Raw genomic sequence first — 18,670 nt, 5'->3', positions numbered from 1 at the left:
GCCGGTTCCATCGTCACCGTCAGACGGCACCAATTCGAAGAGCTTAGTTCATGTGCGGACGTTTTGCCTTGACCGCCACGCCTGACCAGACCGCCGCCTTTCTGGGGCTGGCGGAATTGGAGGATTTTCCGCCGCGCTACAACATCGCACCGACGCAGCCGGTGCTGATGGTGGTTGCCGGTTTGCCCCGGGCGCCGGGATCGAACCTTCCCGACCGGCAGCCGATGCTGGTGCGCTGGGGGCTGATCCCGGCCTGGGTGAAGGATACGCGTGCGTTTCCGCTGTTGTTCAACGCCCGCTCGGAGGGAGCAACGGAAAAGGCCTCGTTTCGCACCGCCATGCGCCACCGCCGCGCTTTGGTGCCGGCTTCCGGCTTCTACGAATGGCATCAATCGGGCGGCAAGAGGGGACAGCCCTATTGGGTGCGGCCGAAGCATGGCGGGCTTGTCGCCTTCGCCGGGCTAATCGAGACCTATGCCGAGCCGGGCGGTTCGGAAATGGACACCGGCGCCATCCTGACCGTCAACGCCAATGCCGACATCGCCCATATCCACGACCGGATGCCGGTGGTGATAGAACCTCGGGATTTCGCCCGCTGGCTGGATTGCCGCACGCTGGAGCCGCGTGATGTGGTCGGCCTGCTCAGACCGGCAGATCTCGATTTCTTCGAGTCTGTCCCGGTTTCCGACCTTGTCAACAAAGTCGCCAACACCAGACCGGAGATTCAGGAACGGGGCGTCGTGGGGCCGGAGCCCGAGAAGGCCAGGCGTAAGAAGCCCGGCGCGGACGACAGTCAGGTGACCTTGTTTTAGCAGCATCTGCTATTCGTGAGGCGCTTCAGCGCCCTTAATTGCCGGCGCCCCATTTACTGGCGGCCGGCTGGCCGCACGTCACATCAGGCAGCGCGCGGCGATATGATCTTCTGCACCGGCTTTTTCTTCTTCGCTGTGTGGAGAAGGGCAGCGACGATCGCGGCCGGGCCGATCGCCCGATATTGGCTGGCGAGCGCCGGTTGCTTGGCGCCGCTGGGTTCCTGCTTGGTTCGGGGCATTTCTCTCTTCCCTGGTAAGGTCTTCGTGTCAGCGTTTGCTGGTCGAATCCGACCAAATCGTGACACCTGGTGATCTAGCCGGCGAATGTTTCATGACTGTGCCGAGATGTTTAATAAAATGTTTCGGTGCGTCATTACCTGTGATCCAGCGACCCTTTTGCCGAAAGTTGCGACTTGACGGCAACAGTGGGTGAGGCGATAAAGCCGCCTATGAGAACGTCTTTCGCCATTTCTGGCATTTGCATTATTGGCTAGCCTCGCGCTGGTCCGGACGTTTTCGCCTATCTTCCTTCTAGAGTGGACAAACGCCCCGGCCAGCAGGCTGGAGCCTGATTTGCGTCTCGGCGCAAGGAAGGCTCCAGCTCGAACAAGAGTATCGGACCGGGAAGGCATGGAATGTCTGACGCATCGAAGGGCCTGCGCCTCTACAACACGCTGACGCGGACGAAGGAGGATTTCTTCCCGATCGATCCGCGCAATGTGCGCATGTATGTCTGCGGTCCGACGGTCTACGACTTTGCCCATATCGGCAATGCGCGGCCGGTGATCGTCTTCGACGTGCTGTTCCGTCTGCTGCGCCATCTCTACGGTCAAGCGCACGTCACCTATGTGCGCAACATCACGGATGTCGACGACAAGATCAACGCCCGCGCCCTGCGCGATTTCGGCGGCAAGATCGGCTCGGGAAAGCTGTCGCTGAACGAGGCGATCCGCCGGGTCACCGAAAAGACCGCTGACCAGTTCCACAAGGACGTGGCGACGCTCGGCTGCCTGGAACCGACGGTCGAGCCGCGCGCCACCGAATTCGTCGAGCCTAGGCCAGACGGCAAGGCCGACATGATCTCCTTGATTCAACGCCTGATCGAACGCGGCCATGCCTATGTTGCGGCAGGAGAAGTTCTGTTCGACACAGTCTCGATGCCGGACTACGGCCAGTTGTCGAAGCGCCAACTCGACGAGCAGCAGGCCGGCGCCCGCATCGCCGTCGATGCGCACAAGAAGAACCCTGGCGATTTCGTGCTGTGGAAGTTGTCCTCGCCGGAAGAGCCGGGCTGGGAAAGCCCATGGGGCAGGGGCCGGCCGGGCTGGCATATCGAGTGCTCGGCGATGTCGGCCGCCTATCTCGGCGAGGTCTTCGACATCCATGGCGGCGGGCTCGACCTGATCTTCCCGCACCACGAGAACGAGATCGCCCAGTCGCGCTGCGCCCACGGCACTAAAATGATGGCCAAGGTATGGATGCACAACGGCTTCTTGCAGGTCGAGGGGCAGAAGATGTCCAAGAGCCTGGGCAACTTCTACTCGATCAACGAGTTGCTGGAGACAGAGACTTTCGGTGGCCGCAAATGGCCGGGCGAGGTCCTCAGGCTCGCGATGCTGATGACCCATTATCGCGAGCCGATCGACTTTTCCGTGCGCAAGCTGGAAGAGGCGGAAAATACGCTGCGCAAATGGAAGCGGGCGGCGGATCTGGCGCCAGCGGCGGCAAAGAAAATGCCGATGGATGTGGTGGATGCCCTCTCGGACGATCTCGCCACCTATGCCGCGTTCCAGGTGATGACGCAGCTTGCGGGGGAGGCGACGGATTTCAACGTCGCTGCCGCCCGCGACAACGATGCTGCCGAGGGCAACGATGCTGCCGCTTCGCTGAAGGCGTCGCTTTTGTTCCTCGGCTTCGATGTTGCGCCGGCCAAGGTTGATGAAGACGCCATCGCCAAGGCGATCGCCCATCGCCTTGCGCTCATCGCCGCGAAGAACTGGGCCGAGGCCGACCGCATCCGCGACGAATTGCTGGCACAAGGAATACAGTTGAAGGATGGCAAGGACCCCATCAGCGGCGAACGTGTGACGACCTGGGAGGTAAAAAGATGATCGATCATCTTGGCATCACCGTTTCCGATTTCGGCGCTTCCAAGGCCTTCTACGACAAGGCGATGGCGCCGCTTGGTGGCTCACTTCTCTACATGGTGCCCACGGAATATACCGGCGGCGCCATAGTCGGCGGCTATGGCCGCGACCGGCCGGTGTTCTGGCTGCATGCCGGCAAGGACAAGCCGAAAGACGGCCAGCACGTCGCTTTCACCGCGCGTAGCCGCGCCGAGGTCGATGCCTTCCATGCCGCCGCCATTGCCGCCGGCGGCTCGGATAATGGTCAGCCGGGTTTGCGTCCGCACTATCATGCGAACTATTACGGCGCCTTTGTCTTCGACCCCGACGGCAACAATGTCGAAGCCGTCTGCCATGCCCCGGAGTGACGCGATGAGTCTCGACAACAGACCGGTCTACACAGGCGGCTGCCAGTGCGGCGCCGTGCGCTTCCGTGTCGAAGGCGCACTGGGCGACGCCTCCGTCTGCCATTGCCGCATGTGCCAGAAGGCGAGCGGCAATTTCTACCTGCCGCTGGTGTCCGTGGGTGGCGCAAAACTCGACTGGACGCGAGGCGAGCCCAAACGCTTCCGCTCCTCCAACTCCGCATGGCGCGGTTTTTGCGCCGATTGCGGCACGCCGTTGACCTTCGAGGCGCCCGACGGGATCGCGCTCGCCATCGCCGCCTTCGACGCTCCGCAGGAGATCGCGCCGACCATCCAATGGGGCACCGAAGCAAAGCTTCCTTATGTGGATCACATCCACGACTTGCCGGGCGAGGAAACGATGGCTGACATCTCGTCGGCCTCCTATCTTGCTGATCTCGTCTCTTATCAGCATCCCGACCACGACACCGAACAATGGCCGCCGGAGGAAAGATCATGACCGAGACCGTTCGAACCGGGGGCTGCCAGTGCGGCGCCGTGCGTTTCCGCATCCACGGAGCGCTCGGGCGCCCGTCCATCTGCCATTGCCGCATGTGCCAGAAACAGTTCGGGTCCTTCTTCGGCGCGCTGGTGACGGTGCCCAAGCACGGCGTCGAATGGGTGCGCGAGGAGCCGAGCTATTTCCAGTCGTCGGTCAACATCGATCGCGGCTTCTGCGCTCGTTGCGGCACGCCGCTGACCTACCGGCAGCCCGGCGGGCTCGAGATCGCCATCGGCGCTTTTGATGATCGCTCCGACCTCGCACCACAGATCCAGGTCAATTACGCCGCCCGGCTGCCGTGGTTGGAGAAGATCTTCGACGCGCCGATCCACGACGATCCCGAATACTACACCCGGCAGGAATCGATCATCTCCTTCCAGCATCCGGATCACGAGACGGCCAACTGGCCGCAGCAGGGCCTGAAATTATGAGCAGTGAATTGCGCACCCTCTATCCCGAGATCGAGGCATTCGAGTCCGGCATGCTGGATGTTGGCGACGGCCATCAGGTCTATTGGGAGCGCTCTGGTACCAGGGGTGCAAAACCGGCGGTGTTCCTGCATGGCGGGCCTGGCGGCACCATTTCGCCAAAGCACCGGCGGCTGTTCGACCCGAAGCTCTACGACGTCATCCTGTTCGACCAGCGCGGCTGCGGCAAGTCGATGCCCAATGCCTCGCTCGACGCCAACACCACCTGGCACCTGGTTGCCGACATCGAGCGCCTGCGCGACATGTGCGGTTTCGACAAATGGCTGGTGTTCGGCGGCTCCTGGGGCTCGACACTGGCGCTGGCCTATGCCGAGACGCACCCCGAGCGGGTCAGCGAGCTGGTGGTGCGCGGCATCTACACGCTGACACGCGCGGAACTCGAATGGTACTATCAGTTCGGCGTCTCGGAAATGTTTCCCGACAAGTGGGAGCGCTTCCTGGCGCCGATTCCTGAGGCCGAGCGCGGCGACATGATGGCCGCCTATCACAAGCGGCTGGTCGGTAGCGACCGCAAGGCACAGGTCGAGGCCGCCCGCGCCTGGAGCCTTTGGGAAGGCGAGACGATCACGCTGTTGCCGGATCCGGAAACCAGCGGCCCGTTTGGCGAAGACGACTACGCCGTCGCCTTCGCCCGTATCGAGAATCACTATTTCGTCCATGCCGGCTGGCTGGAGGAGGGGCAGCTGCTGCGCGACGCATGGAAATTAAAGGACATCCCCGGCACCATCGTCCATGGCCGCTACGACATGCCGTGCCCGGCACGCTACGCCTGGGCGCTGCACAAGGCGTGGCCGAAGGCGGATGTCCATCTGATCGAGGGCGCCGGCCACGCCTATTCGGAACCGGGCATCCTAGACGGGCTGATCCGGACCACGGACCGGTTCGCGGGGAAGGTTTAACTGATGCGCGGCGATCCTTCCCACCCCCCTCTGTCCTGCCGGACATCTCCCCCGCAAGGGGGGAGATTGGATGTCGCCGTCGCTTTCGCCAATCGCCTACGTTGCAGGAAGAGCGCCGTCGGCAAAGCCGCCGATCTCCCCCCTTGCGGGGGAGATGTCCGGCAGGACAGAGGGGGGTGCACAAGCACCTTGCGGTCATGACAAGACAGCGCCTCCATCTCTTCGACACCACACTGCGCGATGGCCAGCAGACGCCTGGCATCGACTTTTCCGTCGAGGACAAGATCGCCATCGCCGGGCTGCTCGACGAGTTCGGCATCGACTATGTCGAGGGCGGCTATCCCGGCGCCAATCCGACCGACACCGCTTTCTTCCAGGAGAAGCGCACCACCAGAGCCAAATTCGTTGCCTTCGGCATGACCAAGCGGGCAGGGGTGTCGGCTTCGAACGATCCCGGCCTCGCCGCACTGGTCCAGTCGAAGTCGGACGCCATCTGCTTTGTCGCCAAGAGCTGGGACTATCATGTCCGCGTCGCACTTGGCTGCACCAACGAGGAGAACCTCAAGGCGATCAAGGCCTCGGTCGAGGCGGCGGTCAGTGCCGGCAAGGAAGCGCTGATCGACTGCGAGCATTTCTTCGACGGCTTCAAGGCCAATCCGGACTACGCGCTGGCCTGCGCCAGGACCGCCTACGACGCCGGCGCGCGTTGGGTGGTGCTGTGCGACACCAATGGCGGCACGCAGCCGTCGGAAGTGCGCGCCATCGTCGAGAAGATCATCGCGGCGGGCATACCGGGCGACCATCTCGGCATCCATGCCCATGACGACACCGGCCAGGCTGTTGCCAATTCGCTCACCGCCGTCGAGGCCGGCGTGCGACAGATCCAGGGCACGCTGAACGGCATCGGCGAGCGCTGTGGCAACGCCAATCTGATCTCGATCGTGCCGACGCTGGCGTTGAAGCCGGCCTTTTCCAACCGCTTCACAACAGGCATCTCGGCCGAAGCGTTGGCCGGGATATCGCGCCTGTCCCGCGCCTTCGACGAATTGCTGAACCGCGCGCCGGAAGCACAGGCGCCCTATGTCGGCGCTTCCGCCTTCGCCACCAAGGCCGGCATCCATGCCTCGGCTCTGGCCAAGGAGCCGGCGACCTACGAGCATGTGCCGCCGGAAGCGGTCGGCAACCGCCGCCGCGTCATGGTCTCGGACCAGGGCGGCAAGGCCAATTTCCTCGCCGAGCTCAAGCGGCGCGGCATCGACGTGCCGAAGGACGACCACCGGCTCGACGCGCTGATATCAGTGGTCAAGGAGCGCGAGGCCGAGGGCTACGCCTATGAGGGCGCCGACGCCAGCTTCGAGCTTTTGGCGCGCAAGATGCTGCACGGCCTGCCGGAATTCTTCAGTGTCACCTCGTTTCGCTGCATGGTCGAGCGCCGCTTCGACGCCAACGGCCAGCTGAAGACGGTCTCCGAGGCGATCGTCAAGGTGCTGGTCGACGGCGAGGAGAAGATGTCGGTGGCCGAAGGGCACGGCCCGGTCAACGCGCTCGACATCGCGCTGCGCAAGGACCTCGGCAAGTTCCAGAGCGAGATCGCCGACCTTGAGCTTGCCGACTTCAAGGTGCGTATTCTCAATGGCGGCACCGAGGCGATCACCCGCGTGCTGATCGAATCGCATGACGCAACCGGCGCCCGCTGGTGGACGGTCGGCGTTTCCGAAAATATCATCGACGCCTCATTCCAGGCGCTGATGGATTCGATCGTCTACAAGCTGATGAAGAACCGCGAGATGGCCGGGCTGGTCGCGGCGGAGTGAGCGCTCGGCTCTTCTGCAAAGGCAGCCGCATAGTAGGGGCACCCGCCTCTTGAACCATCAGCGAAAGTCCATTGATCCATCAGAACTTTGCGATGGTTTTGGCGCGGCGGCTGGCGCATAGCATTAGGCCATGGCCGCCCCAGCAATTCAACTCGAAGCAGACTCAAAGGCCCGGCGTGGCTTCCTGCTGGCGCTTGGCGCTTATCTCCTGTGGGGGCTGTTGCCCTTTTACATGAAGGCGGTCGCACACCTGCCGCTGGCCGAAGTCATCGCGCACCGCATCGTCTGGTCGGTGCCGATCGCGGCTGCCGTTCTGGTGTGGGCCGGCCGCACCGCTGATTTCAAGTCCGCACTGCGTTCGCCGCGCACCATTTCGATGGCGGCGCTGACGGCGGCGCTGATCTCGGTCAACTGGGGCATCTATGTCTGGGCGATAGCCGTCGACCGCACCGTCGAAACCGCGCTTGGCTATTACATCAACCCGCTGGTCAACGTCGTCGTCGGCGCGCTGCTGCTCGGCGAACGGCTCGACCGGCTGCAGATCGCGGCGGTGGCGCTTGCCACCGTTGCGGTCACTGTGCTGACGGTTGAGGGCGGCAAGCTACCCTGGGTGTCGCTGGCGCTTGCCTTTTCCTTCGCCGCCTACGCCTTCTTCCGCAAGACGCTGCCGATCGGCCCGAGCCAGGGTTTCCTGCTTGAAGTGCTTTTGCTGTCGGTGCCGGCGGTGGCCTACATCATCTTTCTCATCGCCACCCATCAGGACCATTTCGTCTCCGGCAACGCGACCGACACCGCGCTGCTGATCGGCTGCGGCCCGATCACGGCGGTGCCGCTGCTGCTGTTCGCCTTCGGCGCCAGGCTCTTGCGTCTCTCGACCATAGGCATCATGCAGTACATTGCGCCGACCATTGTATTCCTGATTGCGGTGCTGATTTTCGGCGAGCCCTTCGGCAGCACCCAGGCCATCGCTTTCGGCCTGATCTGGACGGCGCTGGCGATTTATTCCTGGTCGATGTTTTCTTCGGCCCGCAAGGCCGGCGCTACATCCCGCGCCCCAGCCGCCTGACACAGAGATAGACGACCGCCGCGACAACCAGCGATATCGCCGACGCCACCCAGAAGCCCGCCGGCGTGTCGACCAGCGGCAGGCCGCCGACATTCATGCCGAACAGGCCGGAGATGATCGTCATCGGCAACAGCACCGCCGTCATCACCGACAGCATGTAGAGCAACTGGTTCGACTGCGTCGTCAGCTTGGCCATCAACTCGTCCTGCTGCCGTCGAGCGTGTCGCCAAGGCCACCGAGTTCCGTCGCCATGCCGTCGAGCGACTGGCCGATGACAGCCTCGATCAGTTCGGCCGGAGAGCGGAACTTGCGCGACCCATTGTCGATCGCCTTGCGGATAGTGTCGACCGACCGTAGCGGCTGCTTGCGGCCGCCGATCAGCATCGTGTCGTTGAAGGCGAAGCGGAAATGGCCGAGCCCGCGCGCCTCCGCCGATTAGTTGTGGCGCAGGTCCGGCAGGTCGCCATGGAGCCAGTCGCCCTCGAGGTCGATCTGGCAGCCATGACCAGCCGACAGGAAGGCGTCGTGCACCGTCGGCGGCAGCGCAGGTTCGGTGGCGATCTCATGGCGGGCGCGCATATCGGAGAGCTGGTCGCTACGCCATGTCCAGCGCGTGGCGGCCGGGTCTTTGGTTCGCGCGCCTTCGGCCGCGAAATCATAGATGAAGAACAGCCCATGCTCGTCGGGCAAGCGATATTCATGGTCGCTTCGCCAGGTTCTCGAATACGGCGCCGCGCCGTGGCGCCGGCGATTCCTAGCACGGCGCTCCCGGTTTCGTATGACGCTTTCTTGACACTTTGACTGTCATCCGAGGCACTCCTCCGAACGCCGTCGTTTGGAGACAGTTTGGAATAATACGCCGTTGACGTGCGTTTACACAAAGAGCACGACGCAAAATCCATGCGGAGGACGTCCGATGCATGCCGGCTTCCCACGAAACGTACTCATAGCGGCATTGGGAGCCGTGATGGCGAGCTGCGCCGGCTTTTCGGCGCAGAAAACCGGGGCAATAACCGGCTATGGCCCCAACCCCACTTTACCGAAACCAAGGCCGACGCTGATCCCGACCGTCAACATCGCCGATGCGAAAGGCTGGCAGAAAGGTGGGATGCCGACCTCGGCGAAGGGGCTGACGGTGAACGCCTTCGCCACCGGCGTTGACCATCCGCGCTGGCTCTATGTGCTTCCGAACGGCGACGTGCTGGTTGCCGAAACCAACGCTCCTGCCAAGCATGACGAAGGTTTTAGCCTTAAAAAGGTCTTCATGGACCTGGCCATGAAGCGTGCCGGCGCCGCGACCCCAAGCGCGAACCGAATCACGCTCCTGCGTGACACCAATGGCGACGGCGTTGCGGATGTGCGCGGGACGTTCGCGGAAGGCCTCAATTCACCCTTCGGTATGACGCTGTCCAAAGGCAAGCTCTACGTCGCGAATACCGACGCGATCGTCGCTTTCCCCTACTCCAACGGCCAGACCCGAGTCACCACACCGCCGGAAAAGATTATCGACTTGCCAGCCGGAGACCTTAACCACCATTGGACCAAGGACGTGATCGCGAGTTCGGATGGACGCAAGCTCTACGTCACCGCCGGTTCCAACAGTAACGTTGGAGAAAACGGCATGGCCGCGGAGAAGAACCGTGCCGCCGTCCTTGAAGTGGATTTGTCCGCCCGCCGCGTCCGGGTCTTCGCGTCGGGGCTGCGCAACCCGAACGGGCTCTCCTGGAACCGTGAAACTGGCGAGCTTTGGGTCGCCGTGAACGAGCGTGACGAGATCGGCGACGATCTCGTGCCGGATTACATGACCTCGGTTCGTGACGGCGCGTTCTACGGCTGGCCCTATAGCTACTACGGACAGAACGTCGACGAACGCGTCAAGCCGCAGCGCCCCGATCTCGTGGCGAGGGCAGTCAAGCCCGATTATGCCCTGGGTTCGCATACCGCCTCACTGGGACTGACCTTCTCCAAAGGCGCGCCGCTCGGTCCGGCCTACGGCAACGGCGCCTTCGTCGGCCAGCACGGCTCATGGAACAGAAGCGTGCGCAGCGGTTACAAGGTGATCTTCGTGCCGTTCCGCAGTGGTAAACCGAGCGGTCCCCCGAAGGATGTGCTCACTGGCTTCATCGGGCTTGATGGCAAGGCGATGGGCCGTCCGGTCGGCGTTGTTATCGATCAGGCCGGTGCGTTGCTCGTCGCCGACGATGTCGGCAATGTCATCTGGCGGGTCAGCCGGGCAAGTCGCCGATTTGCGGGAGCAGTAGGGCGGTAGGGCGGTAGGGCGGTAGGGCGGTAGGGCGGTAGGGCGGTAGGGCGGTAGGGCGGTAGGGCGGTAGGGAAGCGCCTCATGAGCGCGGCATGCAATGCCCTCCTCCCTTACTGCTTTACTCCCCTAAAGTTTGTCGATCAGCGACTGCACACCCTCGGTCGGCGCATCGACCGACGATCCAGCGACCATGATGGCGGCGACGATCGCTTCCGGGTCTTCGACCACCAGCGGCTTGACCCGTTGCGCGGTGTGGATGAAGCCTTCGGCCATCATATGGTCGAGCAGCGCCAGCATCGGATCCCAAAATCCGCCGACATTGCCGAAGACGATCGGCTTGCGATGATGGCCGAGCTGCGCCCAGGTCATGATCTCGATGATTTCCTCGACCGTACCGATGCCACCGGGCAGCGCCACAAAGGCGTCGGATTTCTCGAACATGCTGTGCTTGCGCTCGTGCATGTTGTCGGTGATCACGAGCTCGTCGAGCCGGTCAAGCGCGGTTTCGGTGGCCTCCCTGTTGATCAGGAAGCGCGGAATGATGCCGGTAACCTTGCCGCCAGCCCGCAACGCGCCTTCGGCGACGGCTCCCATGATACCCCTGGTGCCGCCGCCATAGATCAGACGCAGGCCGGTTTTGGCGATCGAACGCCCAAGCAGGTGTCCGGCCTTGGCATAGGTCGCATCGTGGCCCGGAGACGAGCCGCAATAGACGCAGACGGATCGAATCGTGTTCATGGGATGATTGGTGATTGGGTCTTTATTCGTGGTCAAGTCCGGGGTGGACTTTTTCTTGCTGGCCCCTTTTCCAGTCGGTCCCCTTTTTCTTGTCGGTTTGGGCAAAACAGGCTAGACCGGCATTAGGTGGCTAAGGGGCAGGGAAATATGGCAATTAATCCATTGAAGGCGTTTTTGTTCGCCGCCGGCGGCTCCGTCGCCGCTGCGGGAACCGCCTATGTGTCGGGCGCGCTCGACCCATATCTCAATCGCACCCCGGCGGCGGAAGTCGCTTCGCTGACCCCGCCGGCAGAGAAGCCGGCCGAGCCGGCGGCCGAGGGATCACTGCCGCCCGCGCCTGCCACAGATGCGATGGCACCGGCAGCACCGGCCGTGGCTGATGCGATCGCGCCCACCTTCGATATCGTTCGGGTCGAAATCAAGGGCTCTATCGTCGTCGCCGGCAATGCCGCACCCAACGCCAAGGTGGAGATACTCAACGGTTCGACGGTTCTCGGCTCGACCGTCGCCGGTGTCGATGGCGCTTTTGCCATCGTTCTCGACGATCCACTGAAACCCGGCGATTACACGATCGCGCTGCGCTCGACGACCGACAATGTCGTGACCCCCTCTGTGCAGACTGCCGTGGTGTCTATTCCCCAGAATCCGGCTGGCCAGGTGCTGGCGATGATTGAAGAGCCTGGCAAGCCGTCCGAATTGCTCACCGTTCCTACCGCCGAAAAGAAGCCTGAAGTGCCGCCTGCCGGTGACAAGGCGGCCGCTCCGACCCCCGACACCGCAGAAGCGACGCCACCCGCTCCGGCACCCGCTGCTACTGCGCCGGCTGTCGAGGAAGCCGCGCCCGCGCCGGCTCCGGCAACATCTCCGGCACCTGCCGCGCCAGCGGCGGGACCCAAAATCATCGTGGAGGCAGTCGAGATCGACGGCAACAAGATCTTCGTCGCCGGCCTCGCCGACCCCGGCCGCAAGGTGCGCGCCTATGCCAACGATATCTTGCTCGGCGAAGCCAAAACCTCGCCCGATGGCCACTTCCTGGTTGAGGCGACGCGCGACATTCCCGTCGGCACCTATACGATTCATGTCGACGCACTCGATGCCGACGGGGTCAAGGTGGCGGCCCGTGCCGCGGTGCCGTTCGAGCGGGAACCGGGCGAGTCGGTCGCTGCCGTTGCGCCCACCGAGCCGAAGCCAGCCGAGGTACAGCCTGCCACGCCGCCCGCCGCTGACGCGACCGCGCCTGCTGCCGAAGCGCCGGCCGGAGCGGCGGCGGCGACGCCTCCGGCCAAAATTCCCGAGATGACGGCGCCTCAGCTCGAGCATGCCGATGGCGCCGTTATCATCCGCCGCCACGACACGCTGTGGCGGATCTCGCGGCGGGTCTATGGCCACGGCGTGCGCTACTCGACCATCTATCTCGCCAACCAGGATCAGATCAGCGATCCCGACCGTATCTGGCCGGGGCAGGTGTTCAAGGTCCCGGAAAAAACGCAGGAAGGCGAAGCGGCCGACCTCAAGGCGATGGGCGACCAGTTGACGACAGCCCCTGCCAAGGCCAACTAGCAGTCCAAGGTCCAGTAGTAGAATTCCTTTTTCTCATTTGGGTGCTCTTGCGGAAGGTTTGTTCATCGTTTATCGCCGATAGACGATGAACGCCCCGTTGACCGAGAAGACCTGCGGCTTCGCCGACAGCCAGTCCGTTGCCGCGAAGCTTGCCGCGCTTTCGCATCCGGCGCGGATCGAGATCCTCAGGCATCTTTCGGCCAGCCGCTCCTGCTGCTGCCGCGAGGTCGTCGACCATCTCGACCTGGCGCAGTCCACCGTTTCGCAGCACCTGAAGATACTGGTCGACGCCGGGCTCGTCCGCTACGAACCGGACCGGCAGCGCTCGCGCTATGAAGTCGACGGTGCTGCGCTCGCCGATGTTTCCGCATCGCTGGCCGCGCTTGTCAATTCCTGCTGCTCCGGCCGCTAGACCATGATCCCGAACTGAAGGGCAGCGTCGGCGAAAAATGGAATCCGGTTTGCTGCGCTGACCTACGGTTCTGAAAAGATCATGGTCAGGCAATAAGAGATAAGAAAAAGGCAATAAAAATGGCCGAAAAAACCGTGTCCGCCGACTCCGGCTCGACTTTCAAGACATTGCGCAACCTTTGGCCCTACATGTGGCCGGCCGACCGCGCCGACCTCAGGGCACGGGTGGTGTGGGCGACCGTGCTTCTGGTCGTCGCCAAGCTGACGCTGGTTGCCGGTCCCTATTTCTTCAAATGGGCGACAGATGCGCTGGCCGGCGACGCCAGGTCGGCGCCGCCGCTGCCGGCTTTCCTGCTGGCGCCGGTCATGCTGGTCGTAGCCTACAATGTCGTGCGGCTGCTGCAGCTCGGCTTCAACCAGCTCCGCGACGCGCTGTTTGCCCGCGTTGGGCAGTATGCGGTGCGCCAGCTCGCCTTCCGTACTTTCATCCACATGCATCAACTGTCGCTGCGCTTCCATCTCGAACGCCGCACCGGCGGCCTGTCGCGCATTATCGAGCGCGGCACCAAGGGTATCGAGACGATCGTTCGCTTCACCGTGCTCAACACCTTGCCGACCATCCTCGAGTTCGCGCTGACGGCCGGCATTTTCGCTTATGCCTATGGCTGGAAATATGTCGCGGTCGTCGCGGTCACGGTCTGGCTGTACGTATGGTTCACGGTCAGGGCAAGCGACTGGCGCATCGGCATCCGCCGCGACATGAACGACAGCGACACCGACGCCAACACCAAGGCGATCGACTCGCTGCTCAACTTCGAGACGGTCAAGTATTTCAACAACGAGGTCATGGAGGCCCAGCGCTTCGACCGTTCGATGGCGCGCTACGAGATCGCCGCGACCAAGATCTGGACTTCGCTTGGCTGGCTGAACTTCGGCCAGGGCGTCATCTTCGGCCTCGGCACGGTCATCGTCATGTGCCTTTCGGCGCTGGAAGTACAGGCTGGCACACAAACCGTCGGCGACTTCGTCTTCATCAACGCCATGCTGATGCAGCTATCGGTGCCGCTCAATTTCATCGGCTTCATCTACCGTGAAATCCGCCAGGGCTTGACCGATATCGAGCAGATGTTCGACCTGCTCGACGTGCCGCAGGAGATCGTCGACAAAGCAGGTGCCAAGCCGCTGGTCGTCGGCGCCGGCAAGGTCGAGTTCCGCGACGTGCACTTTTCCTACGACCCGAACCGCAAGATCCTGAAAGGAATCAGCTTCGAGGTGCCGGCCGGCAAAACGGTTGCCATTGTCGGACCGTCGGGCGCCGGCAAGTCGACCATTTCGCGGCTCCTGTTCCGCTTTTACGACATTCAGGGCGGCAAGATCCTGATCGACGGCGAGGATATTCGCGACGTAACGCAGGAGAGCCTGCGCGCGGCGATCGGCATGGTGCCGCAGGACACCGTGCTGTTCAACGACACCATCGCCTACAACATCCGCTATGGCCGCATCGATGCCGGCGAGGAGGACGTCCGCAAGGCGGCCGAACTCGCTCAGATCGGGCCGTTCATCGAGCGGCTGCCCGACGGCTACCGGTCGATGGTCGGCGAGCGGGGGCTGAAACTCTCCGGCGGCGAGAAGCAGCGCGTGGCGATTGCCCGCACCATTTTGAAGGCGCCGCCGATCCTGATGCTCGACGAGGCGACCTCGGCGCTGGACAGCCATACCGAACAGGAAATACAGGCGGCGCTCGATCTCGTCAGCCAGGGCCGCACCACCATCGTCATCGCTCACCGGCTGTCGACGGTAATTTCGGCCGACGAGATCATCGTGCTGCAGGATGGCCAGATCGCCGAGCGCGGCACTCATGCCGCCTTGATGCGCAAGGCTGGCCTCTACGCCTCGATGTGGGACCGCCAGCGCGAAGCGACGGAGGCCGAGGAGCGGTTGCGCATTGCGCGTGAGAGCGACGAACTCGGCGTCGTCGTCCGCCGCCGACCTTCGGAGGTGAATTGACGTTTTGAGAATGGGTTCATTTATCCGCTTGACCTCAACTTAAGTTGAGATCGTAGACCACCGATCGAAGGTGCGTTTGTGCACCTGTTCGCGATCGGAGATACTGGAAATGGATAAGCTAAATCAACAGCATGGCAGTGGTAGTGTGTTCAGGGTCGACAAGTTCGTCGTCCCTGGCGAGGCACGCCAAGAAATCATCGCCAAGGTTAGGATGACGCATGAATTGCTGCGCCGGCAGCAAGGCTTCGTACAGGATTTCCTGCTCGAACAATTCTCTGGGCCGGGCGAGTTCAACCTCGTCACCATTGTCGAATGGGAAAGCCAGGTTGCCGTCGACAAGGTGGTGCCGATCGTCAAGGCTGCGCATGAGCGCATTGCCTTCAACCCGCAGGAGACGATCGCGCGACTTGGCGTCAAGGCCGACATCGCCACCTATCAGCGGATTCCCGGCGTGTAGTTTCTACGGCCAGCCGGCACCCGGTGCGGGAGCCTCGATGCTGAGCAACTGGCCGGTGCGGGCATCGCTAATCATGTTTTCGAAGCCGCGCCATTCCGCGGCGACAATGAACAGCGTCTTGCCGTCGACGCCGCCGAGCATGCAGGCAAAGCAGCCGCGATCGGCATCGACGTTCTCGAGCATCGCGCCGCCCTCGAGCACCCGCACGCAATGCCGATTGGGAACGTCGGCATACCAGACGGCACCCTCGGCATCGAGACAGATGCCGTCGGGAAAGCCGTTGCCGAGGTTGGCCCAAAGCCGCCGGTTGGCAAGACTGCCATCGGCGGCGATATCGAAGGCAGTCAGCCTGTTGGCGTGGGATTCGGCGACGATCAGCGTCTTGTTGTCAGGCGTTACCGCCATCCCGTTGGCGAAGGCGATGTTCTCAGCCTCCTGCCGCGCCGAGCCGTCCGGAGCAATCAGCACGATGGTGCCGGGGCCGAAATGCTGAACGGGAGCAGGCGCCGGCCCGCCGCCATTGACGTAGATGTTGCCGCGTCCATCGACGACGATCTCATTCCACGGGCAACTTGAAAGACCTCCCAGATCAGCATGGGTGACCAGCGTTCCCTCTACTTCCTGCCGCAGCACCAGCCCCTCACGTCCGCAGACGACGAGCAGGCGACCGTCCGGCAGCCAGTCGATCGAATAGGGCAGGGTGGCCGGCACGGTGAGCATGATGTCGCTGCTGCCGTCGGCATCGACGGCGATGATCTGGCCGGTTCCCCAGTTGCAGAACCACAGCCGACCCTCATGCCAGCGCGGCGACTCGCCGAAGGCAAGGCCGTTCGTCACCACGCGTGCTTTTTTGGCTGCTGATTTCTGCATGGACAGAGAACCTCCGGGTTGCGCGTGTCATACGCCGATGAGAAGCGCTGTCTTGCCAAGGACGGGCGAGGGTGTCCCGCGCCGACAGCGATAGCGCCTTTTTTCGAATAGGCTGGATCAACCGCGTTGATGCTAAGCATGGCCTTCCCCATTGTTGCGTTGCGACGACGGGGCCTTTCCGCTATTGAGGCCGGACCTGAAATTAGGGCTGTTTCCATTCCATGGACCTCGTCGACACGATCAAGAAAACGTTCGTTCCGATCCATCGCGAAGGCTATCCGTTCATAGCGGCGTTCGCCGCGGTGACGCTTTTCCTCGGCTATTTCTCTTCCATCCTGTTCTGGATCTGCCTGATCCTGACGGCGTGGTGCGTCTATTTCTTCCGCGATCCGGAGCGCGTCACGCCTGTCGACGATCGGCTGGTGGTCAGCCCGGCCGACGGCATCATCACCGCGGTCGGTCCGGCCGTGCCGCCGCGCGAACTCGGACTCGGCGGCGCCGAAATGACCCGCATCTCGGTGTTCATGGACGTCTTCTCCTGCCATGTGAACCGCGCTCCGGTGCGCGGCCGCATCACAAGGATCGAGCATCGGCCGGGTGCATTCCTCAACGCGGCACTCGACAAGGCGAGTGCCGACAATGAGCGCAACGGCCTGGTCATCGAAAGCCCGAACGGCACGGTGGCCGCGGTGCAGATCGCCGGCCTGGTGGCACGGCGCATCGTCTGCTGGGCAGAGGCCGGCGGGACGATCGGCATCGGCGAGCGCTTCGGGCTGATCCGCTTCGGCTCGCGCGTCGACGTGTTCCTGCCCTCGACGGCGACACCGCGTGTCGCCGTCGGCCAGACCGCGGTTGGCGGTGAGACCATACTGGCCGAATTCGGCGGTGTCGCCGCAACGCCGCTCGTGCGGGTGTCCTGAGCCGTGGGCGCGCCATTCAAGAAATTCGAGGCGCATGGCGGCGGCGGCCCGCGCATCCGTGAAATCCCGATGCGCATGGTGCTGCCCAATCTCGTCACCGTGCTCGCCATCTGCGCCGGCCTCTCCGGCATCCGCTTCGGCTTCGAAGGCCGTTTCGAACCGGCAGTGGTGATGGTGCTGCTCGCCGCCTTCCTCGACGGCATCGACGGCCGCCTGGCGCGAATGCTGAAGGCGACGTCCAAATTCGGCGCGCAGATGGATTCGCTGGCCGACATCGTCAATTTCGGCGTAGCACCCGCACTGGTGCTCTATGCCTTCCTGCTCGACCGGGCCGGATCGCCGGGCTGGATTGCCGCGCTCCTGTTCACCATCGCCTGTGGGCTGAGGCTTGCCCGCTTCAACGTGCTCGACGAAGAGACCGACCGGCCGCAGTGGCAGGTCGAGTATTTCGTCGGTGTGCCAGCGCCGGCGGGTGCCGTGCTGGTGATGCTGCCGCTCTATCTGTACTTTCTGCGGCTTGGCCTGGAGCCGTCCCGCCCTGCGGCCTACGTGGCTACCGGCTTTACCATCCTGGTCGCCTTCCTGCTGGTCAGTCGGCTGCCGGTCTATTCCGGCAAAAGCCTGAAAGTCCCGGGCGACAAGGTGCTGCCGATCATCCTCGGCGTCGTCCTCTACATCCTGCTGTTGATGACCTACCCCTGGTACACGCTGACGGCGTCGGTCGCCGGCTATCTGATCTTCCTTCCGTTCAGCGTCCGCGCCTATTCGAGGCGCGCCAAGCGCGAAGGCGAGAAGGTGCCGCCTTCAGACATCGGCTGACAGGCCTGTCGCCAATTCGCTCCGGCAGTCACCTGGCGCGGGAACCTGCCGGGCATGTTGACCGTTCTGTCTCAGCGGGCGAGGCGCGGCCTCGCGAAATGCCTCGCCACCGATCTCTCAAGCTGCTGTCCCAGGTGCAGGACCTGGAGAAGAGTGAGGAGAAATGGCTGTCGTTCTCATCGGTGCGTTGCTCATTGTCGCTGGCGTTGTGTACATGGCTGGCGCAGCCCTCGGGCGCGGGCGGCTCAGCGATCCGGAGCCTGTTCACACGGCGCCTGATCGCCCGACCCCAAAGCTCGCAACGCCAGGCCCGACACTTGAGCCGCGGCGGCGCGGCCTTGGTTTCCTGGGCCTGTCGCAGAACTGGCCGGGCCTGCTAATGATGGCGGTCGGCGTTATCCTGCTGTTGTCGGTGGTGGTCCTTTAAAGCGTCGCGTCTGAAGGATTCACGTGACGCGCTTTAAGTTCTTATTGTTACGCATGCCGTTATCCCAAAACCGCTGCGCACTTTTGG

General features: G+C 63.2%; 22 protein-coding genes. 16 read left to right on the top strand and 6 right to left on the bottom strand.

What is annotated here, in order from left to right:
- Window positions 1-50 precede the first annotated feature (50 nt).
- Complete coding sequence (locus tag AC0NID_RS26600; protein ID WP_473457385.1) at window positions 51-812, top strand: SOS response-associated peptidase; 762 nt, start codon at window positions 51-53, stop codon at window positions 810-812.
- Between the two features lie 83 nt (window positions 813-895).
- Here the strand turns inward: AC0NID_RS26600 and AC0NID_RS26595 are convergent, their stop codons facing one another.
- Entirely contained in the window at window positions 896-1,051 is a 156-nt protein-coding gene (locus tag AC0NID_RS26595; RefSeq protein ID WP_126040534.1) for a hypothetical protein, read from the bottom strand.
- A 396-nt stretch (window positions 1,052-1,447) separates the two neighbouring features.
- On the opposite strand from AC0NID_RS26595, the gene cysS reads away from it, so the two are divergent.
- The 7 genes from cysS to rarD all read left to right on the top strand — a co-directional run bounded on the left by cysS (window position 1,448) and on the right by rarD (window position 8,111).
- Window positions 1,448-2,923 carry a cysteine--tRNA ligase gene (cysS, locus tag AC0NID_RS26590; RefSeq protein WP_473457388.1) on the top strand — a complete coding sequence of 492 codons (1,476 nt, stop codon included), beginning with the start codon at window positions 1,448-1,450 and terminating at the stop codon, window positions 2,921-2,923.
- Window positions 2,920-3,306, top strand: a complete 387-nt coding sequence (locus AC0NID_RS26585) for a VOC family protein (protein ID WP_473457389.1) — start codon at window positions 2,920-2,922, stop codon at window positions 3,304-3,306. Before cysS ends, AC0NID_RS26585 begins: the two co-directional genes overlap by 4 nt.
- A gap of 4 nt (window positions 3,307-3,310) precedes the next feature.
- The gene (locus tag AC0NID_RS26580) at window positions 3,311-3,802 is read left to right on the top strand and encodes a GFA family protein (RefSeq protein WP_473457390.1); all 492 of its coding nucleotides are present in this window, start codon (window positions 3,311-3,313) and stop codon (window positions 3,800-3,802) included.
- Entirely contained in the window at window positions 3,799-4,275 is a 477-nt protein-coding gene (locus AC0NID_RS26575; protein ID WP_473457391.1) for a GFA family protein, read from the top strand. Before AC0NID_RS26580 ends, AC0NID_RS26575 begins: the two co-directional genes overlap by 4 nt.
- Window positions 4,272-5,231: a prolyl aminopeptidase gene (gene pip, locus AC0NID_RS26570; protein WP_473457392.1), complete on the top strand. Its 960-nt coding sequence runs from the start codon at window positions 4,272-4,274 to the stop codon at window positions 5,229-5,231. Before AC0NID_RS26575 ends, pip begins: the two co-directional genes overlap by 4 nt.
- A gap of 197 nt (window positions 5,232-5,428) precedes the next feature.
- The gene (cimA, locus tag AC0NID_RS26565; RefSeq protein WP_473457393.1) at window positions 5,429-7,045 is read left to right on the top strand and encodes a citramalate synthase; all 1,617 of its coding nucleotides are present in this window, start codon (window positions 5,429-5,431) and stop codon (window positions 7,043-7,045) included.
- A gap of 130 nt (window positions 7,046-7,175) precedes the next feature.
- On the top strand, window positions 7,176-8,111 hold the full coding sequence (rarD, locus tag AC0NID_RS26560) for an EamA family transporter RarD (protein WP_473457394.1): 936 nt from the start codon (window positions 7,176-7,178) through the stop codon (window positions 8,109-8,111).
- Here rarD and AC0NID_RS26555 read toward each other — a convergent pair.
- Genes AC0NID_RS26555 through AC0NID_RS26545 form a run of 3 tightly spaced genes read right to left on the bottom strand, consistent with a single transcriptional unit; the run spans window position 8,086 to window position 8,801 of the window.
- Window positions 8,086-8,307, bottom strand: a complete 222-nt coding sequence (locus AC0NID_RS26555; protein ID WP_473457395.1) for a CorA family divalent cation transporter — start codon at window positions 8,305-8,307, stop codon at window positions 8,086-8,088. The genes rarD and AC0NID_RS26555 overlap by 26 nt on opposite strands.
- On the bottom strand, window positions 8,307-8,495 hold the full coding sequence (locus AC0NID_RS26550; RefSeq protein ID WP_473457397.1) for a hypothetical protein: 189 nt from the start codon (window positions 8,493-8,495) through the stop codon (window positions 8,307-8,309). The genes AC0NID_RS26555 and AC0NID_RS26550 overlap by 1 nt, the downstream gene beginning before the upstream one ends.
- Window positions 8,496-8,546: 51 nt before the next feature.
- Entirely contained in the window at window positions 8,547-8,801 is a 255-nt protein-coding gene (locus AC0NID_RS26545) for a hypothetical protein (protein ID WP_473457398.1), read from the bottom strand.
- Between the two features lie 226 nt (window positions 8,802-9,027).
- Here AC0NID_RS26545 and AC0NID_RS26540 point away from each other — a divergent pair, with 226 nt between their 5' ends.
- On the top strand, window positions 9,028-10,380 hold the full coding sequence (locus AC0NID_RS26540; RefSeq protein ID WP_473457399.1) for a PQQ-dependent sugar dehydrogenase: 1,353 nt from the start codon (window positions 9,028-9,030) through the stop codon (window positions 10,378-10,380).
- A gap of 120 nt (window positions 10,381-10,500) precedes the next feature.
- Here AC0NID_RS26540 and AC0NID_RS26535 read toward each other — a convergent pair whose 3' ends face one another.
- Window positions 10,501-11,112 (bottom strand): LOG family protein, encoded by a 612-nt coding sequence (locus tag AC0NID_RS26535; RefSeq protein WP_473457400.1) that lies wholly within the window; start codon window positions 11,110-11,112, stop codon window positions 10,501-10,503.
- A 147-nt stretch (window positions 11,113-11,259) separates the two neighbouring features.
- Between AC0NID_RS26535 and AC0NID_RS26530 the strand changes: the two genes are divergently transcribed.
- The 4 genes from AC0NID_RS26530 (at window position 11,260) to AC0NID_RS26515 (ending at window position 15,547) form a co-directional block, all read left to right on the top strand.
- The gene (locus tag AC0NID_RS26530) at window positions 11,260-12,672 is read left to right on the top strand and encodes a LysM peptidoglycan-binding domain-containing protein (RefSeq protein ID WP_473457401.1); all 1,413 of its coding nucleotides are present in this window, start codon (window positions 11,260-11,262) and stop codon (window positions 12,670-12,672) included.
- Window positions 12,673-12,757: 85 nt separating this feature from the next.
- On the top strand, window positions 12,758-13,084 hold the full coding sequence (locus tag AC0NID_RS26525) for an ArsR/SmtB family transcription factor (RefSeq protein ID WP_473457402.1): 327 nt from the start codon (window positions 12,758-12,760) through the stop codon (window positions 13,082-13,084).
- A gap of 119 nt (window positions 13,085-13,203) precedes the next feature.
- The gene (locus AC0NID_RS26520) at window positions 13,204-15,090 is read left to right on the top strand and encodes an ABCB family ABC transporter ATP-binding protein/permease (RefSeq protein ID WP_473457403.1); all 1,887 of its coding nucleotides are present in this window, start codon (window positions 13,204-13,206) and stop codon (window positions 15,088-15,090) included.
- A gap of 109 nt (window positions 15,091-15,199) precedes the next feature.
- Complete coding sequence (locus AC0NID_RS26515; protein WP_473457405.1) at window positions 15,200-15,547, top strand: antibiotic biosynthesis monooxygenase; 348 nt, start codon at window positions 15,200-15,202, stop codon at window positions 15,545-15,547.
- A gap of 3 nt (window positions 15,548-15,550) precedes the next feature.
- Here the strand turns inward: AC0NID_RS26515 and AC0NID_RS26510 are convergent, their stop codons facing one another.
- Window positions 15,551-16,417: an SMP-30/gluconolactonase/LRE family protein gene (locus tag AC0NID_RS26510; protein ID WP_473457406.1), complete on the bottom strand. Its 867-nt coding sequence runs from the start codon at window positions 16,415-16,417 to the stop codon at window positions 15,551-15,553.
- Window positions 16,418-16,638: 221 nt separating this feature from the next.
- Here AC0NID_RS26510 and AC0NID_RS26505 point away from each other — a divergent pair, with 221 nt between their 5' ends.
- From AC0NID_RS26505 to AC0NID_RS26495, 3 genes are all read left to right on the top strand, one after another.
- Complete coding sequence (locus tag AC0NID_RS26505; RefSeq protein WP_473457407.1) at window positions 16,639-17,337, top strand: phosphatidylserine decarboxylase; 699 nt, start codon at window positions 16,639-16,641, stop codon at window positions 17,335-17,337.
- Between the two features lie 3 nt (window positions 17,338-17,340).
- Window positions 17,341-18,156, top strand: a complete 816-nt coding sequence (gene pssA, locus AC0NID_RS26500) for a CDP-diacylglycerol--serine O-phosphatidyltransferase (RefSeq protein WP_473457408.1) — start codon at window positions 17,341-17,343, stop codon at window positions 18,154-18,156.
- Window positions 18,157-18,319: 163 nt separating this feature from the next.
- On the top strand, window positions 18,320-18,583 hold the full coding sequence (locus tag AC0NID_RS26495) for a hypothetical protein (RefSeq protein WP_473457409.1): 264 nt from the start codon (window positions 18,320-18,322) through the stop codon (window positions 18,581-18,583).
- Window positions 18,584-18,670 lie beyond the last annotated feature (87 nt).

It is taken from the genome of Mesorhizobium sp. WSM4821 (genome assembly GCF_055901555.1).
The sequence above is the reverse complement of the archived record's forward strand: the minus strand, read 5'-3'. Positions and strand labels throughout refer to the sequence as shown.

What these genes read in the sequence shown, in the direction of transcription:
- AC0NID_RS26600 (WP_473457385.1), top strand. Translation starts at nt 51, where the DNA reads ATGTGCGGACGTTTTGCCTTGACCGCCACGCCTGACCAGACCGCCGCC.
- AC0NID_RS26520 (WP_473457403.1), top strand. Translation starts at nt 13,204, where the DNA reads ATGGCCGAAAAAACCGTGTCCGCCGACTCCGGCTCGACTTTCAAGACA.
- AC0NID_RS26540 (WP_473457399.1), top strand. Translation starts at nt 9,028, where the DNA reads ATGCATGCCGGCTTCCCACGAAACGTACTCATAGCGGCATTGGGAGCC.
- AC0NID_RS26515 (WP_473457405.1), top strand. Translation starts at nt 15,200, where the DNA reads ATGGATAAGCTAAATCAACAGCATGGCAGTGGTAGTGTGTTCAGGGTC.
- AC0NID_RS26535 (WP_473457400.1), bottom strand. Translation starts at nt 11,112, where the DNA reads ATGAACACGATTCGATCCGTCTGCGTCTATTGCGGCTCGTCTCCGGGC.
- rarD (WP_473457394.1), top strand. Translation starts at nt 7,176, where the DNA reads ATGGCCGCCCCAGCAATTCAACTCGAAGCAGACTCAAAGGCCCGGCGT.
- AC0NID_RS26585 (WP_473457389.1), top strand. Translation starts at nt 2,920, where the DNA reads ATGATCGATCATCTTGGCATCACCGTTTCCGATTTCGGCGCTTCCAAG.
- AC0NID_RS26555 (WP_473457395.1), bottom strand. Translation starts at nt 8,307, where the DNA reads ATGGCCAAGCTGACGACGCAGTCGAACCAGTTGCTCTACATGCTGTCG.
- AC0NID_RS26495 (WP_473457409.1), top strand. Translation starts at nt 18,320, where the DNA reads ATGGCTGTCGTTCTCATCGGTGCGTTGCTCATTGTCGCTGGCGTTGTG.
- AC0NID_RS26595 (WP_126040534.1), bottom strand. Translation starts at nt 1,051, where the DNA reads ATGCCCCGAACCAAGCAGGAACCCAGCGGCGCCAAGCAACCGGCGCTC.
- cysS (WP_473457388.1), top strand. Translation starts at nt 1,448, where the DNA reads ATGTCTGACGCATCGAAGGGCCTGCGCCTCTACAACACGCTGACGCGG.
- cimA (WP_473457393.1), top strand. Translation starts at nt 5,429, where the DNA reads ATGACAAGACAGCGCCTCCATCTCTTCGACACCACACTGCGCGATGGC.
- AC0NID_RS26510 (WP_473457406.1), bottom strand. Translation starts at nt 16,417, where the DNA reads ATGCAGAAATCAGCAGCCAAAAAAGCACGCGTGGTGACGAACGGCCTT.
- pip (WP_473457392.1), top strand. Translation starts at nt 4,272, where the DNA reads ATGAGCAGTGAATTGCGCACCCTCTATCCCGAGATCGAGGCATTCGAG.
- AC0NID_RS26525 (WP_473457402.1), top strand. Translation starts at nt 12,758, where the DNA reads ATGAACGCCCCGTTGACCGAGAAGACCTGCGGCTTCGCCGACAGCCAG.
- AC0NID_RS26505 (WP_473457407.1), top strand. Translation starts at nt 16,639, where the DNA reads ATGGACCTCGTCGACACGATCAAGAAAACGTTCGTTCCGATCCATCGC.
- AC0NID_RS26530 (WP_473457401.1), top strand. Translation starts at nt 11,260, where the DNA reads ATGGCAATTAATCCATTGAAGGCGTTTTTGTTCGCCGCCGGCGGCTCC.
- AC0NID_RS26550 (WP_473457397.1), bottom strand. Translation starts at nt 8,495, where the DNA reads ATGCTGATCGGCGGCCGCAAGCAGCCGCTACGGTCGGTCGACACTATC.
- AC0NID_RS26575 (WP_473457391.1), top strand. Translation starts at nt 3,799, where the DNA reads ATGACCGAGACCGTTCGAACCGGGGGCTGCCAGTGCGGCGCCGTGCGT.
- AC0NID_RS26580 (WP_473457390.1), top strand. Translation starts at nt 3,311, where the DNA reads ATGAGTCTCGACAACAGACCGGTCTACACAGGCGGCTGCCAGTGCGGC.